Source organism: Halosolutus sp. YCN4 (assembly GCF_059736495.1).
In genome coordinates this window covers 939,213-953,516 of sequence record NZ_JCASSM010000001.1, presented here as the reverse complement: position 1 = coordinate 953,516, position 14,304 = coordinate 939,213, and the positions used below count along the sequence as shown (strand labels likewise).

Here is a 14,304-nt window from a genome sequence, read left to right as displayed (position 1 = left end):
ACACTTTCGCGGGCGCCTCCCCGAACCACGACAATCCCTGACTACCGCTCGATCGGATCTTCAGTACCGGTCGATCGATGAGTGGCGCCTCCCCCTCAACAGTGTCCCTCGATTCGGCGGCAGATTCTATACTCAGGAGACCCTCTGTTCCGTTATGCCGGAAGAAGTGCTCTTCAAATTCGAACGGTCGATGGCAACGGCAGAGATCGCCGACTACCTGCGAACAGTCGCAGACAAACTCGACGAGGGGGGCGATCTGACCCTCGACGCGGGCGGGGAGTCGGTGACGATGTCTCCACCTGCTCGACCGACGTTCGAGATCAAGGCCGAACGCGAGACGCCGAGTGCCGGCGGTTCCGGCGAGTTGAGCGTCGAGTTCGAACTCGAGTGGGACGAGGACGGCGACGGCCAGGACGCTGGATCGGGTGAGTTGACGATCGAGTAGGCACCGTCTCAGAGTTCGACGACCCAGACCCGGAACTCGGGGGGCAGATCGTACACCCGCTGGAACGCGGCGTCGACGAACTGGGCGATCCGGTTCGGGTCGGCCTTGGCGCTGATCCGGGCGTTGACCCCCTCGGCCTCCTCGGGCCGGTGGAGGTCGTCGATCTTGAACGCCGGATACTCTCCGAGAAGCGACTTCAGTTCCTCGAGTTCGTCGTCCGTGCAGTCGAGGTTGATCGTGCCGTCGCCGAACTGGATCCAGGGGACGCCGAGGTCGGGATCGGGGCCAGCGACGGCCTCGTCCGTCTCCCCGACGAACAGGTCGTCGTCGACTTCCAGCGTGAGAAAGCCGCTCCCTCGATCGCGGTGGGCCGTGATCGCGTCGACGTACAGTTTCCGTCGCTCGGTCGGGTCGGCCGCGTCGAATCTGGTCATACCCGTACGGATGTGACCAATTCTTTAAGCCTTTATGCGGTGGCGCTGAACGATCGCATATGGCACAGCCACGAATCCTCATCCTGGGTGCACCCGGGGCGGGCAAAGGGACACAGAGCCAGAAGATCGCCGAGGCGTTCGACGTCGATCACGTCACCACCGGCGACGCGCTCCGCGCGAACAAGGACATGGACATCTCCGACATGGACACGGAGTACGACACCCCGCGCGAGTACATGGACCAGGGCGAGCTGGTCCCCGACGCGGTCGTCAACGCGATCGTGGACGAGGCGCTCTCGCAGGCGGACGGCTTCGTCCTCGACGGCTACCCGCGGAATCTCGAACAGGCCGAGGAACTCGACGAGATGACCGATCTGGACGTCGTCCTCTACCTCGACGTGGGTGAGGAGGAACTCGTCCACCGGCTCACGGGGCGCCGGATGGACCCCGAGACAGGCGATATCTACCACATCGAGTACAACCCGCCCGAAGATCCCGAGGTCGAAGCGCGACTGGAACAGCGGGACGACGACACCGAGGAGACCGTCAAAGAACGCCTGCGCGTGTACCGCGAGAACACCGAACCCGTCATCGAACACTACGAAGACCAGGGCGATCTGGAACGCGTGGACGGAGGGCAGGCGCCCGACGAGGTCTGGGAAGACGTGAAGGCGACGATCGAGGACGCGGCGTAATCCTCGCCGGTAGCTGTTTTCGACCTCAGTCTCGTGTTGTGATACGTTGAGAAACGTAGAGTGTGACAGGAATTCGTCTCCCGGTCGATTCGCTCAGAGAGTGTCGTGTGCGAAATTACAGCTGGGTTAGGTGGCCTCGAACTGGGCCACAGCGTGGACTCACTCGTTTTCGACGTCGAGTTCGTGGAGCGCAATATTCAGATACGTTATTTGCGGAGGAAGCTCGTAATCCTCGGGGAACATATCGATATCTTCACCATCAATATCAGCGTCGTGACCAAAGTCCGTGGAATTCGATTTCGCACAGACCGAGTACGCGACGATCGATCCATATAGCTCTCCATTTCCTTGAACGTGAACCTGGTAATTATCTCCGTCGTTACCACCACTACAAGAATTGGAGGGAGGATTACCACCCCACCAGTCTTTCTCCTGCTCCGAAGCGACGTAGAGCAGCCCCTCGAGTTCCCCCTTGTTACCCGGGCCGAAGTTTACGCCCTGATACGATGGGCCGTAGTACTGAATCGCCGATGCATCGCTCTCACAATCAGTGTAGCACACCTTCCCGTCGATTGTGGTTTCGTTACCGCCAGAGTAAATTCGCAAGACGTTCTCGTCACTGCTGTCTCGGTCCGTTACGTTCAGGTGCCCGCCCTCCTCGAGATTGAGCGTTCCTTCGACGATCAGGGTCACGTCGCCGTCTGTTAAATTGAAATCGTACTTCACATCGTCGTCAATCTCGTCGACGTAGTACATCCCGGCCCCTAACTCGTTGTCGTCATCTTCGAGGTAGTCACCTTGGTCAGTGAGGTCCCCGTCAATATCCTCACCGTCACCGCCGTCCGCATCTTCGATCAAATCGTCAATGACGTCATCAATCGGTGGCATTGGAGTGCCGTCATCGTAATCCTCGATAAGATCGTGCTGATCATCGAGTCCGCTTTCGCCTTCGCCACCGACCGTTGCCCCCTCATCGTACGCTCCCTCGAGGTCGTCGTATCCGAGCAACACTTCGATCGTCCGGTTGTTGTGATCGACCTCCTGGATCGATGTCCCACTGGCCTCATCGCGGAAGAACCGTTCCCAGCCACGGTAGTAGTCGCTCTGAATCGTAATCGTAGTCGTATTGTCTTCGACGTAGTGGACGTCCTCGAACGGGTCTGTACTCTTGTGTTCAACCGAGATCGTCTCGGAGTTCAGTGACTTCTCACCGGCGACGGTCGTCATCGGGAACCACAGCGTTTCGTCGTCGGGATCGTACTCGATATTCGGTGCCGAGAGCATCCGCGTCTGATTGCCCTGTTCGTTCCAGACACCACCCGACTGGTACGCGATAATCCTTCCATCGTCACCCTCGTACTCGACGGCACCGATCGATTCGTTTACCAGTACTTCGTCACCGCCTTCGATCCTGATCCAACCCGCATTTGATTTCGCGATCGCACCCGAATCACCGGTATCGAAATCAACGGATCGTGCCCCGTCACTGTCCGTAGTCGCAGTCGCCATCGTATGCCCCATCTCGATGAACGCTTGTTCGATCCGCTCGTCTTCGGTATGGTCTTCCGCACTGGTAATCGCATCCCCCGCGACGAGAAAAATTCCAACACTGACAGTGGCGACTATCCCGATAAGTAATACCATTCCGATCAGTGCCGTCTGTCCCCGATCGGCCGGTGCATCGTTCTCCTCCCGACACCGATTCATACCAGCGTGTATGACAGTATCGTTAATAAGACAGACCGATCGATCAATCGTCTCGAGACTGTTTATTTCTCCATTTCTAACCGTAGTAATTGTACGACGGAAACGGCTTGCTTCGATAAACGGTTGAGAATTCAACGAGAAGAATATTACTGGGAGTCTGCGTTCAATCGGTGGGGTCGATCGTTAGGTGCCGAGGTCGATCTCGTGTTGGACGATGTTAAGATAGACGATTTCGGGAATGCCACCGTCTGACTCGACCGTAGGGCCGCCTTCCAGGTCTTCGTCGTAGACCAGTTCTACAGCACCGCCACCACCTTTTTCGTTCCCCAAAGTGAGCGTCTCGACGATTATTGCCCCATACCAGGTTTGTCCTCCGTTTATTCCCGAAATTTCACTACCCGGTGCGTATATTATGCCTTCTCCGTGTGCACTCCCACGCATATCCATCTCAAACGTCGAGGTTCCATATATTTCTAAATGCTTAGAGTAAATCTCGTCTTCAGTGCTCCCTTCGTATTCTTCTTCCACGTACAAGTCATTATCATTCATGTCAAATTCTCCATCTATATAGAATCGAACAGTATGGTCGTTCTCTGTTCCTTCAACAGTGGCCGTCTCACCCACGTTGAGATCGCCATTGACGACCACAGTGATATTGCCATTGGATACGTTAAATACCGAGCCGCCGATATCCAAATTGTCGTCAGAACCGGCGAAGTAGTTGCCTTCACCGACAGACTCTCCGTCTGAAATGTTCTTCCAGCTGCCATTTACGTCATTATCAGCCGCTTCTATCTTATCACTGATCTCGTCATCAATAGGTTCAAGGTCGATATCTTCGGCGCTTTTTACCTCCCCATCAATGTTCTCCTCGTTGGACACCTCTCCCCCGTATAGCACCGGACCAGTTATTCCTGATGCAGCACTTCCGCCAGCATCAACATCACCACTAGTTACTACCCCGTTTTCATACAGGTTGCCCAAATTGGTCTGTGACAATAATACTGTCACGGAGTTATTCTCGTGATCGATCGATTCGATCGCACCCTCACCGGCCTGACGTTCGAAGTACGCTTCCCAACCACGGTAGTATGGCCCCTGTATTTCGAGCGTGACCTCGCTGCTTTCGACCGTCTCGGAGAATTTGATGTCGGTACCCGCTTTTGATGCTGAAATCCCGCCCGAACTAATACTGCCTTCCTCCGTCGGTTCGATGATCGGGAACGAAAGCGTCTCCGAATCGTGGTCGTTGACGTAGCTCACGGGCGGTGCAGACACGACTCGCGTTTCGTTCCCCGTTTCCCTGAAGACGCCACCGCCCTGGTAGGCGATTCTCGTTCCGTCGTCGCCCTCGTATTCGATAGTTCCGAAGTCGATTTCCTCGGTTTGGTTTCCGTATTCGATCGTCATCCTGCTCGTGTTTTTCATCACGACCGCGCCACGATCGTGTAGATCCATATCGACCGAATGGGTCGTAGCGTTCGACGACGAGGCGCCCGTCATCGTCTGACTCAACTCGACGAATGCCTGCTCGACACGTTCGTTTTCGGTTTGTTGCTCCGTACTGGTGACTACCTCACCCGCGACGAGAAAGATGCCCATGCTGACCGTCGCCACCATCCCGATCAGCAACACGATCCCGATCAGCGCCGTCTGACCCCGATTAGGGCGAACGCGGCTGTTGGTACCGCGGCTACTGCTCATATTTGTGCCGAAGACTATCAGACAGATAAGTAATTCGGCTGATCGGATGGTTGATACTGACGAACAGCAGTCGGTGAGAAGTCGGTCGTGAAGTCAGGCCGTCACCGGTGAAAACGGCCGAATTCGAACGACTGATCTCTAAACAGTTTTGAGTGACAGCGTCCAAAATCGACAGGAACGACTAGGAACCGCCTCGGCAGACACGTTTCCGACATCCTCGGCGTACGATTTGATGCCACAGTGGCCGTGTCCAGTCGGATGTTCAGGAACGGCAGCCCCGGGTTAGGCGTTGATCGCGTGCGCCCGCCGAAGAAAAACACTTGTATATCGGACGAGCCTAGCCATCGACTAGATGACGCGTACAGCCGAGAAGATCAACGCCCTCGTCAGCGAGGATTCCTCGATGGCAGCCGCCCTGGAGGCCATCCGTGATGAGGCCGACGAAAACGGCGGTGAGGTCGAGTGGGCCGACGTCCGCGACGACCTGACGAGCGGTCAGTGGGGCCGCCTGATCGAGAAGGGAGTACTGGTCGACGGGGACGAGGGATTCGAGATCGCCGATCGCGAGGCCTTCGACGAGGCGCTCGACGGCGACGGCGACGGCGGTGCCGGCGTTCCCGACGTCGACGAAGACACGAGCTGGTCGCAGTGGGACAAGACGGCCGCCGTAGGAGCGGTCCTGCTGATGGTCGGCTACTGGCTCGATCCCGTTCAGAACACGGTCGGGAGCACCATCGATCTCGTGCTCGGGCCGCTGGATTCGGCCCTGCCGTTTTACGCCGTGATCCTCTCCGTCGCGTTGCTGACGGGCCTGTACTCGACGCTGCTCCAGGCGAACCTGATGAACCCCGAAGTCATCGGCAAGTACCAGGAGCGGATGAAGGCGATGCAGGACAAGCAAAGTGACATCAAAGAACGCAAAGAGGAGGCCGAAGCGCGCGGCGCGAGCGAGGCCGAGATCGAGCGACTCGAAAACGAACTCGAGAAAGCACGCGAAGAGCAGATGGAGGCGATGGCGGAGAACCTCGGGATGTTCAAAGAGCAGTTCCGGCCGATGGTCTGGATCATGCTGCTTACCATCCCGCTGTTCCTCTGGATGTACTGGAAGATCCGTGCCGGCGACGTCGGTGACGCGACCGTCGTCATGCCGATCGTCGGCGAGACGACCTGGCAATCTGGGGTGTTCGGTCCGATGCAGGCGTGGATCGTCTGGTACTTCCTCTGTTCGATGGGCTTTACCCAGCTGTTGCGCAAGTCGCTGAACATCGACATGTCGCCGACCGGGGCGTAAGGCCTACGGACGCCGGCGACTCCGACTCCCGCGTCTCGATCGTCGCCGTTCGCTCGACTTGCCCTCGCCCGCGGCCGTGTCGCGGCGACTCGCCGCGGGAAACGCCACCCGATCAAAACCCATTTTACCCACCGCATCGGAGCAGGAATATGTTACTCACCGTCTCCGGCCCGCCGGGTAGCGGGAAGAGCACGACCGCGGAGTTGCTCGCTGAGGCCTTCGATCTCGACCACGTCAGCGGCGGCGACATCTTCCGCGAACTGGCCGACGAACGCGGCTACACGCCGCTCGAGTTCAACAAACTCGCCGAGGAGAACGACGAGATCGATCGGGACCTCGACCGCCGACTGCGCGAGGTCGCGATCGAGGAGGACGATTTGGTGCTCGAGTCGCGACTCGCCGGTTGGCTGGCAGGCGAGCACGCCGACTTCCGGTTCTGGCTCGACGCGCCGGCGACCGTCCGCGGCGAGCGGATCGCCGAACGCGAAGAGAAAGATCCCGCCCGCGCGACCGAGGAGACGAAAGCGCGGGAGGCGAGCGAGGCCCAGCGATACCAGGAGTACTACGGCATCGACATCAGGGACCTGACGATCTACGATCTCTCGATCAACACGGCTCGCTGGGAGCCGAACGCGGTGCTCGACATGCTCGTCACGGCCGTCGGAGAGTACGAGGCCGCCGGTGACGAGGGGAAAGCACCCGTGACCGGTGTCGACTACCAGTTCTGATGACGTTACGTGGCCCACCCGAGGAACGATCGCCCGCCGAACTGCTCACGTTCGGCGTCGTCAATCTCGACAAACCGCCCGGCCCCTCCTCTCACCAGGTGAGCGGCTGGCTCCGGGACGCCGTCGCCGACACCCTCGCCGAACGCGACGTCGACGCGACGATCGACCAGGCGGCCCACGCCGGGACGCTCGATCCGAAGGTTACCGGCTGTCTGCCGGTCATGTTCGGCGACGCGACGCGGCTCGCGCAGGTCTTCCTCGAGGGGGCGAAAGAGTACGTTGCAGTGCTCGAGTGTCACGGCCCCGTGCCGGCCGACACCGCGTCCGTCATCGCGGAGTTCGAGGGCCCGATCTACCAGAAGCCGCCTCGCAAGAGCGCGGTCGCGCGTCGCTTGCGCGTGCGCGAGATTTACGACATCGACGTGCTCGAGACCGGCGATCGTCGAGTTCTACTGCGGATCCGGTGTGAGAGCGGGACCTACGTCCGCAAACTCTGTCACGACCTCGGACTGGCGCTCGGGACCGGTGGCCACATGGGCCACCTGCGACGGACGATGACGGAACCGTTCGACGACACCGACCTCCACACGGCCGCCACGTTCCTCGACGCGCTCGCGTTCTGGGTCGAGGACGACGATCCCGAACCGCTTCGGGAGGTCGTCTCGCCCGCCGAACGCATCCTCGAACCGCTCCCATCGATCGTGATCGCCGAAAGCGCCGCTCGCGAGGTCGCCACGGGTGCGCCCGTCTACGCCCCCGGCGTGTTCGACGTCGACGACGAAGCGGATCGCGGCGACCTCGTGGCCTGTTACACGCCCGACGGCGCGGCGGTCTGTCTCGGCGTTCTGGTCGGCGATCCCGCCGACGAGAGCGGGACCGTGGTCGACCTCGAACGGGTGCTGGTCTGATCACGCACCATTCGTCTCTCGCCCCATCCGCCTTTCGGCCGCAAGCGTCGATTCTGTCAGCAGAATCCCACAGTATGTTTACCTGTTAACCTGCCACTCTTTGGAGAGATACTGTTATTTTATTATTCAGTATGGCACGTCACACGTCGAACGGTACTTGAGCGATCGAGCGCACTCGTCACGGTCGGAACGGCCGCACTCGCGGGTTGTGTCACGGAGGACAGTAGCGACGACGACGGCGACCCGGACGACGAAACGATCCGGATCGGCGCGTTCCAGCCGACTTCGGCCGACCTCCAGTATTACGGACAGACTGCTCTGCAGGGGTTTTACGGCGGGCTGGCGTACAAGTACGACGACGTCGATCCGATCGACGGCCTCGACGTCGGCGAGTACACCGTCGACCCCGAGGAGGGGCCGACGTACGAAATCATCGTCGAGGACACGGCGTTCGATCCGGACACCGCACAGAGCGTCGCGCAGGACCTGGTGGTCGACGACGAGGTCGACGTGCTGTTCGGCGGCACGTCCTCGGACAGCGCGCGCCGCGTGATCGACACCGTCGTCACGCAGTCGGACGTGCTGTACCTCTGTGGGCCGGCGGCGGACGGGGACATCACCACGTCCGACGAGTACTGTCACGAGCGGGTCTTCCGTGCGAGCGAGCACACCGCGATGGACGCCCGATCGCCCACGGATCTGCGCCGGACCCCGGCCGCTCGTCGCGATCGGGTCCGTCCGGTCGATCGTCCACCCCGAAGCCCGGTCTCGAAACGACACGCTTAAACGGAAGACGACCATCGGTTCACGTGCGGGACCGTGGGGTAGTGGTATCCTCTGCGGATGGGGTCCGTAGGACCCGAGTTCAATTCTCGGCGGTCCCATATTTTGTGGCGCGAAATCGGGAGCAAGCGGTATCGCTACGCGATACCTCGGGTGTTCAACTCGAGAGTTCTTGCAGAAGAGTCCGAACCGACTTTCGCGACCGATCGGGACGGGAGCGGGCCGTTACCGCTCCGTCGTCTCGGCGTCGGGGTCCGTCTGGGATCGGAGCCGTGGTTTGAGCAGGTACGCTCCGATCCCCGTCCCGAGAACGAAGGTAATTACGGCCGAGACGACGATCCAGAGCAAGTCGGGGTGTTCGGCACCGGTGTGCAGCAGTGTCTCCATACGATCGCGTTCTCGTGGAGTGCTTTTATATACCCCGATTCCGTTCGTCCGATCCTCCGCGATGGGGTCGGGGATCTCCGCGCCAAATTTGACCGCGAGGCGACGAGTCCTGACCGCACCGCGCCTCGTGGCCGTCCGGTCTCGATCGGGGCCTTTTTCGTCCCACCGATCGGACGGCCTGCCATGACGGTCGTCCTCGCGGGTGTCGGCGCGGACAGCACCAACCTCGGTGCGCTGGGGCCGCTGTACGACGATGGTCGCTTCGAGTACGTACCGATCCCGGAGAAGACCCGGCGGACGACCGAATCCGAGACCCTGGGGTCGTGGGAGTTACGGGGCCGCGACGGGACGGCCGCCGACCTGACGACCCGGATCGAGCCCCAGCCAGTCCGCGGCGAGGCCGCGGCCGTCAGCGGCGCGGCGCTGGCCGACTGGCCACTGCACCACGACCCCAATTTCGAGGCGCTGACCTACGGCGAACACCGGACGAGCGGCTACGTCTCGCGACTCTCGGCCCTCGAGCCCGGCGACGTCGTCGGCTTCTACGCCGGCCTGCGACGACCGGGCGGCGATCGGGCCCACCGGTACCTCGTCGGCTACATGACCGTCGCCGACGTGACGGTGATTCGACCGGACACCCCGGCCGCCGAGCGCCGCCGCCTCCTCGATGCCCATCCCGAGAACGCGCACGCGAAACGGGCCGACGAGGGCGACCTCTACCTCGACAAACCGATCGTCGTCGTCGACGGGCGCGAACCGGGCGGCCTGTTCGATCGGCACCCCATCAGGCTCAGCGACTACTACGTGAAAGCGGGCAACGAGCGCCCCCAGTACTACCTCCGGGACGAAATCGCGTCGGCGTTCGCGGTCGCGGCCGGCGGCCGGAACATGATGTACAAGCCCGCCTACCGGTGTGAACTGACCGGTGCGGCGTTCCGGGATCTGGTCGGTCTCCCCGGCGAACGGACGGGTCCCGAACTCGAGTCACCCTCGACCTCCGCGTAAGTCGGGGTGTCGCCCCGCCACCCGACCAGTCCGTCTTCTCGACGCGGGTCACGCCGCGATGCCGGATCGATTGAATTGATAAGGTGATGGTGCGAACCACCTGTCAGTGACGGACGAACGGACCCGCCGGCACGATCGCATCACGTCCCACCCGACGCCTGGTGCCGGAAACTCCCTCGCAGAGTGGACGCGTGCGCGACATCCGCTGCGGGTCGCGATCAACTACGTGGTCGTCTGGCTCGTCCGGATCTCCCCGAGTTTGCGGCTGAAACGCTGGCTCCTGCGCCGGATCGGCGTCACGGTCGGGCCGGGGGTCTCCTGGGGGCTCGAGGCGACGCCGGACGTCTTCTGGCCCGATCTGATCACCGTCGAGCGGGAGGCGATCGTCGGCTACGATGCGACGATCCTCTGCCACGAGTTCCTCCAGGACGAGTACCGGACCGGCGAGGTGGTCGTCGGCGAACGGGCCATGATCGGGGCCGGCGCGATCGTCCTCCCGGGCGTCGTGATCGGCGAGGGTGCAAGCGTCGCGGCGAACTCGCTGGTGACCCAGGACGTCGCCCCCGGGGAGACGGTCGGGGGGGTCCCGGCCCGTCCGATGAACAGCGACGCGATCGGCGACGGCGACCCCGAGTCCGACGCCGCGGCGTGACGCCGGTCGCGAACGCGGCCCAGATCGTCGATTCGATCGGCAGCCGTCGATTCAGAACAGTTATGATTTTCTGAAAGAATCACCGGCGCATGGCCTACTGCCGCGACTGTGAGGAGTCGTTCGAGCGGGAGGCGACGTACTGCCCGTGGTGTGGGTCACCGCTGGTCGAAACGAAATCGGCTCCCGACTCGATCGACGACGGGGCGGCGTCGTCGGAACGGTGGTTCGAGGACGACGGGGCGGCGTCGGCAGGTGGTTGGTTCGAGGACGATGCGACGGAGTCGGCGGGTGGCTGGGCGGAAGCCGACGGCGCGGCCGGGTGGGGCGGAGACGACGAGTCGTCCGCGTCGGGCGGCTGGACCGGCGAGAACGCGACGGAACGTCGGGGGGCCGAAGACGCTACAAGCGGCAGGGCCACGACCGCTGCCGCACACCACGAGACGCGCCAGTCTCGCGATCGGAATCGGGACCCGGCGAGTCCGGAACCAGCACCGTCGACGACGTCAGGGCCACGGTTTCACGAGTCGGGTCTGGTGTCGTTTGCCATCACGTTTCCACTCGGCAAGAGTGGTAAACCCCTCCTCGTCGATACCGTGCTGTCGCTAACCTACGTCCTGATCGTGCCCCTGCTGTTCTCCGCCGGGTACTCGTTCCGGATCGGCCGGGCTGCCGCACGCGGGGATACGGAACCGCCCTCGTTCGACGATCTGGGCGGACTGGCCAAAGACGGTGCCATCCTCCTGGGGATCGCCCTTGCCGTGGTCATCGCGTTCGTGCTCGCCTCCGTCGCCGCCGGTGCCGTCGGCGATGCCATCGCAGCCACACCGCTATCCGGAGCGTTCGATCTCGTCGTCGTTTTCGGCGCGTTCGCCGGACTGTATTTCCTGGGCGCGATCGTTCCGATTTTGATCGGCACGGGGAGCCTCTACGAGACGGTCTTCGAGTACCAGTTCGTCACGTTCGCCCTCACGCGACACTATCTGCTGGGGATCGTGGCGACGGTCCTGTTCGCGATCCTCGGTTACGTCGCGTTTTTCGTCGCCGCGTTCGTCCTCTTCCTTTCGATCTTCGGGATCGTGCTCCTGATTCCGCTGTTGCTAGTGTTCCCAGTCTACCTCGTGAACGCGACGTTCGTCGTCTGGGGGTACGTCTACAACCGGGCGGCGAAAGCGGGTGCCGTCGAGCCAGTTCGACCCGAGGAATCGCTGGGGATGACCTGACGCGAGCGGGAACGGCGTGGCTGGGGGACGAAACGAAGCGGAGAACGTCGACGCGTCCGATCGACGGCTCGGGGAACGGGAGCTACAGCGACGACCAGGACTTGCGGGCCGCGTTCAGGGACGTGATGTCGGCGATCCATCGCGCTGCGATCATCTTTTTCAGGTTCTGGGCCGCGAAGCCGCCGAAGGTGTCGACGGGCAGGGAGACGCCGAAGGCCGGTTTGATCTCGTGAGCGACGGCCTTGTCGCCGACGGAGACGACCGTCCCCTTGTTCTCGTACTCCCAGGTCTTCAGCGGCCGGCCCTCGATCGCGCGAGCGATGTTCTCGCCGACGAGTTCCGCGGCCTGCCAGGCGGCCTGTGCCGTCGGCGGTGCGGGCTGGTCTCCCTGGTCGATGATCGCGGAGTCGCCGATCGCGAACACGCGCTCGTCGGAGGTCTGGAACGTGGCGTCGGCGTGGACGCGGTTGTGCTCCTTCTCGACGTCCGCGTCGTCGAGCGCGTCGCGGCCCGTGATCCCGCCGGTCCAGACGAGGACGTCGTACTCGAGCGGTTCGCCCTTGTCGAACTCGATGACCTCGTCGTTCGCTTCGGTGATCGGGTCGTCCGTGTGGATCTGGACGCCGGCCTCCTCCAGGAGGTCGCGAAGGGCCTGCTGGATCTCCGGATCGTTACCCGGAAAGATCTCCTCGAGCGCCTCGACGAGGTGGATCTCGATCGGTGCGCGGTTGTTGTCGCGGAACTCCGCGATCTCGCCGGCGGTCTGGATGCCGGAGAGGCCGGCCCCGCCGATGACGACCTGGGCCGGGTCGCCGCGCGTGGCCTCCTTGCTCGCGCTCTTGACGGCCTCGTGGATCTCGAGGGCGTCGTCGAGGCTCTTCAGCGTCAGGGAGTGGTCCTCGAGTCCGGGAATGCCGTAGTAGGCGGTCTGCGTCCCGAGTCCGACCAGCACGTAGTCGTACTCGACGTCTTCCTCGTCGGCGAGTTCGACGACGCGCTCGTCGGTGTCGACGCCGGTGACCTCCGCCTGGATGAACTGGGTCGACGGGTCGGCGATGTCCTCGACGGGGAACGTGATGTCCGATCGGACGTCGGGGTCGCGGATCACGCGATGGGACTCGTGGAGAACGAGGTGATAGTCGACGTCGGCGATCCACGTTAGCCGCGCGTTGCCCCCGAGCTCCGACTGGAGCGTTTTGATCGCACCGGCACCGGCGTATCCGGCCCCGAGCACGACGACGTTTTCAGTCATACCCGACAGTCAGCAACACTCCGATACAAAGGTGTTGAAACAGGAACCAGCGTGTGTCGTGTTCTCACCTGTCGAATCGAGCAGCACTTGCCCGTTCTAGAGGATCCGCTTGCCGAACGCGCTCGCGGTGAGTTCCGCCGCGAGCGTCGCCGTCTCGTTCGCCTCGTCGAGGATGGGGTTCACCTCGACGACGTCCATCGATCGGAGCACGCCGTCGCGCTCGTGGCGCCTCGAGACGGTCTCGAGCGCGGAGTGTGCCTCCCGGTAGGTGACCCCGCCGCGGACGGGCGTCCCGACGCCGGGCGCCGCCTTCGGATCGAGCCAGTCGAGGTCGAGGCTGACGTGGATGCCGTCGGTTCCGTCGGTCGCGATCGCGAGGGCGTCCTCGACGACGGCCGTCATTCCCCGCTGGTCGATGTCGGCCATCGTGAACGCCGTCATCTCGCTCTCGCGAACCAGTTCGCGTTCGCGCTCGTCGATGCTCCGGAGGCCGACGTAGGCGATCGATTCCTCGCGGATGCCCGGGGCTCGCGCCCAGTCCATCTCGCCGAAGACGCCACGGCCCAGCGCCGCGGCGAGCGGCATCCCGTGGACGTTACCGCTGGGTGACGTGCCGGGCGTGTTGAGGTCCGCGTGGGCGTCGAACCAGATCGCGCCGAGATCGCCATTGCGCGAGGAGCCGTGCATCGATCCGATCGCGACGGAGTGGTCGCCGCCCAGCACCAGCGGGAACGCGCCGTCGGCGATCGTGTCCGCGACCTCGTCGCCCAGCCGCCGGCAGACCTCCTCGACTTCGCGGAGGAACTTCGCGTTGCCCTGGCTCGGCTGGTCGGCGTCGGGGTCGCGCTCCTCCGCCCGCGGCATCAGCAGGTCGCCGCCGTCGATCGGGTCGACGCCTGCCGCCTCGAGTTCGTCGGCCAGCCCGGCGTACCGGATCGCGGACGGTCCCATGTCGACGCCACGTCGATTCGCGCCGTAGTCCATCGGCGCACCGATAATCCGAACGGTCTCTCCCATAGCGGTCGTACGATGGAGGGGGGTTTGATCGTGGCGATTTCCGGTATCGACGGCGACAGATTTAGGGTTAGACCGT

The 14,304-nt window shown here is 62.7% G+C and carries 14 protein-coding genes, 1 tRNA gene and 1 pseudogene; 10 read left to right on the top strand and 6 right to left on the bottom strand.

Annotated elements, in window-relative coordinates; genetic code table 11:
• The first annotated feature begins 154 nt into the window (after window positions 1-154).
• Window positions 155-445 carry an amphi-Trp domain-containing protein gene (locus AC6I6X_RS04690; RefSeq protein WP_497929337.1) on the top strand — a complete coding sequence of 97 codons (291 nt, stop codon included), beginning with the start codon at window positions 155-157 and terminating at the stop codon, window positions 443-445.
• A gap of 8 nt (window positions 446-453) precedes the next feature.
• Here AC6I6X_RS04690 and AC6I6X_RS04685 read toward each other — a convergent pair whose 3' ends face one another.
• Window positions 454-879, bottom strand: a complete 426-nt coding sequence (locus AC6I6X_RS04685; RefSeq protein ID WP_497929336.1) for a DUF7975 family protein — start codon at window positions 877-879, stop codon at window positions 454-456.
• 59 nt (window positions 880-938) lie between these two features.
• Here AC6I6X_RS04685 and AC6I6X_RS04680 point away from each other — a divergent pair, with 59 nt between their 5' ends.
• Window positions 939-1,574 carry an adenylate kinase gene (locus AC6I6X_RS04680; protein ID WP_497929335.1) on the top strand — a complete coding sequence of 212 codons (636 nt, stop codon included), beginning with the start codon at window positions 939-941 and terminating at the stop codon, window positions 1,572-1,574.
• 159 nt (window positions 1,575-1,733) lie between these two features.
• On the opposite strand, the gene AC6I6X_RS04675 is transcribed toward AC6I6X_RS04680, so the two are convergent.
• Together AC6I6X_RS04675 and AC6I6X_RS04670 are read right to left on the bottom strand one after the other, a co-directional pair.
• A complete protein-coding gene (locus AC6I6X_RS04675) occupies window positions 1,734-3,281 on the bottom strand; it encodes a DUF7289 family protein (RefSeq protein WP_497929334.1) in 1,548 nt (515 codons plus the stop codon).
• A gap of 183 nt (window positions 3,282-3,464) precedes the next feature.
• On the bottom strand, window positions 3,465-4,985 hold the full coding sequence (locus AC6I6X_RS04670; protein WP_497929333.1) for a DUF7289 family protein: 1,521 nt from the start codon (window positions 4,983-4,985) through the stop codon (window positions 3,465-3,467).
• A gap of 352 nt (window positions 4,986-5,337) precedes the next feature.
• Here AC6I6X_RS04670 and AC6I6X_RS04665 point away from each other — a divergent pair, with 352 nt between their 5' ends.
• The 5 genes and pseudogenes from AC6I6X_RS04665 (at window position 5,338) to AC6I6X_RS04645 (ending at window position 8,796) form a co-directional block, all read left to right on the top strand.
• Window positions 5,338-6,276 carry a DUF106 domain-containing protein gene (locus tag AC6I6X_RS04665; protein WP_497929332.1) on the top strand — a complete coding sequence of 313 codons (939 nt, stop codon included), beginning with the start codon at window positions 5,338-5,340 and terminating at the stop codon, window positions 6,274-6,276.
• A 149-nt stretch (window positions 6,277-6,425) separates the two neighbouring features.
• Window positions 6,426-7,004 (top strand): (d)CMP kinase, encoded by a 579-nt coding sequence (gene cmk, locus AC6I6X_RS04660; protein WP_497929331.1) that lies wholly within the window; start codon window positions 6,426-6,428, stop codon window positions 7,002-7,004.
• Window positions 7,004-7,912, top strand: a complete 909-nt coding sequence (locus AC6I6X_RS04655) for an RNA-guided pseudouridylation complex pseudouridine synthase subunit Cbf5 (protein WP_497929330.1) — start codon at window positions 7,004-7,006, stop codon at window positions 7,910-7,912. Before cmk ends, AC6I6X_RS04655 begins: the two co-directional genes overlap by 1 nt.
• A 111-nt stretch (window positions 7,913-8,023) precedes the next feature.
• A pseudogene (locus AC6I6X_RS04650) lies at window positions 8,024-8,602 on the top strand (ABC transporter substrate-binding protein); the annotation flags it as partial.
• Between the two features lie 123 nt (window positions 8,603-8,725).
• Window positions 8,726-8,796 (top strand) — tRNA-Pro (locus AC6I6X_RS04645).
• 124 nt (window positions 8,797-8,920) lie between these two features.
• On the opposite strand, the gene AC6I6X_RS04640 is transcribed toward AC6I6X_RS04645, so the two are convergent.
• Window positions 8,921-9,082 (bottom strand): hypothetical protein, encoded by a 162-nt coding sequence (locus AC6I6X_RS04640; RefSeq protein WP_497929329.1) that lies wholly within the window; start codon window positions 9,080-9,082, stop codon window positions 8,921-8,923.
• A gap of 183 nt (window positions 9,083-9,265) precedes the next feature.
• Here AC6I6X_RS04640 and AC6I6X_RS04635 point away from each other — a divergent pair, with 183 nt between their 5' ends.
• The 3 genes from AC6I6X_RS04635 to AC6I6X_RS04625 all read left to right on the top strand — a co-directional run bounded on the left by AC6I6X_RS04635 (window position 9,266) and on the right by AC6I6X_RS04625 (window position 11,959).
• A complete protein-coding gene (locus AC6I6X_RS04635) occupies window positions 9,266-10,087 on the top strand; it encodes an Nmad3 family putative nucleotide modification protein (protein ID WP_497929328.1) in 822 nt (273 codons plus the stop codon).
• Window positions 10,088-10,193: 106 nt separating this feature from the next.
• Window positions 10,194-10,739: an acyltransferase gene (locus AC6I6X_RS04630; RefSeq protein ID WP_497929327.1), complete on the top strand. Its 546-nt coding sequence runs from the start codon at window positions 10,194-10,196 to the stop codon at window positions 10,737-10,739.
• An 89-nt stretch (window positions 10,740-10,828) separates the two neighbouring features.
• Window positions 10,829-11,959 (top strand): DUF4013 domain-containing protein, encoded by a 1,131-nt coding sequence (locus tag AC6I6X_RS04625; RefSeq protein ID WP_497929326.1) that lies wholly within the window; start codon window positions 10,829-10,831, stop codon window positions 11,957-11,959.
• 82 nt (window positions 11,960-12,041) lie between these two features.
• On the opposite strand, the gene AC6I6X_RS04620 is transcribed toward AC6I6X_RS04625, so the two are convergent.
• Window positions 12,042-13,211: an NAD(P)/FAD-dependent oxidoreductase gene (locus AC6I6X_RS04620; protein WP_497929325.1), complete on the bottom strand. Its 1,170-nt coding sequence runs from the start codon at window positions 13,209-13,211 to the stop codon at window positions 12,042-12,044.
• A 96-nt stretch (window positions 13,212-13,307) separates the two neighbouring features.
• Window positions 13,308-14,228, bottom strand: a complete 921-nt coding sequence (gene rocF, locus AC6I6X_RS04615) for an arginase (protein ID WP_497929324.1) — start codon at window positions 14,226-14,228, stop codon at window positions 13,308-13,310.
• Between the last annotated feature and the right edge of the window lie 76 nt (window positions 14,229-14,304).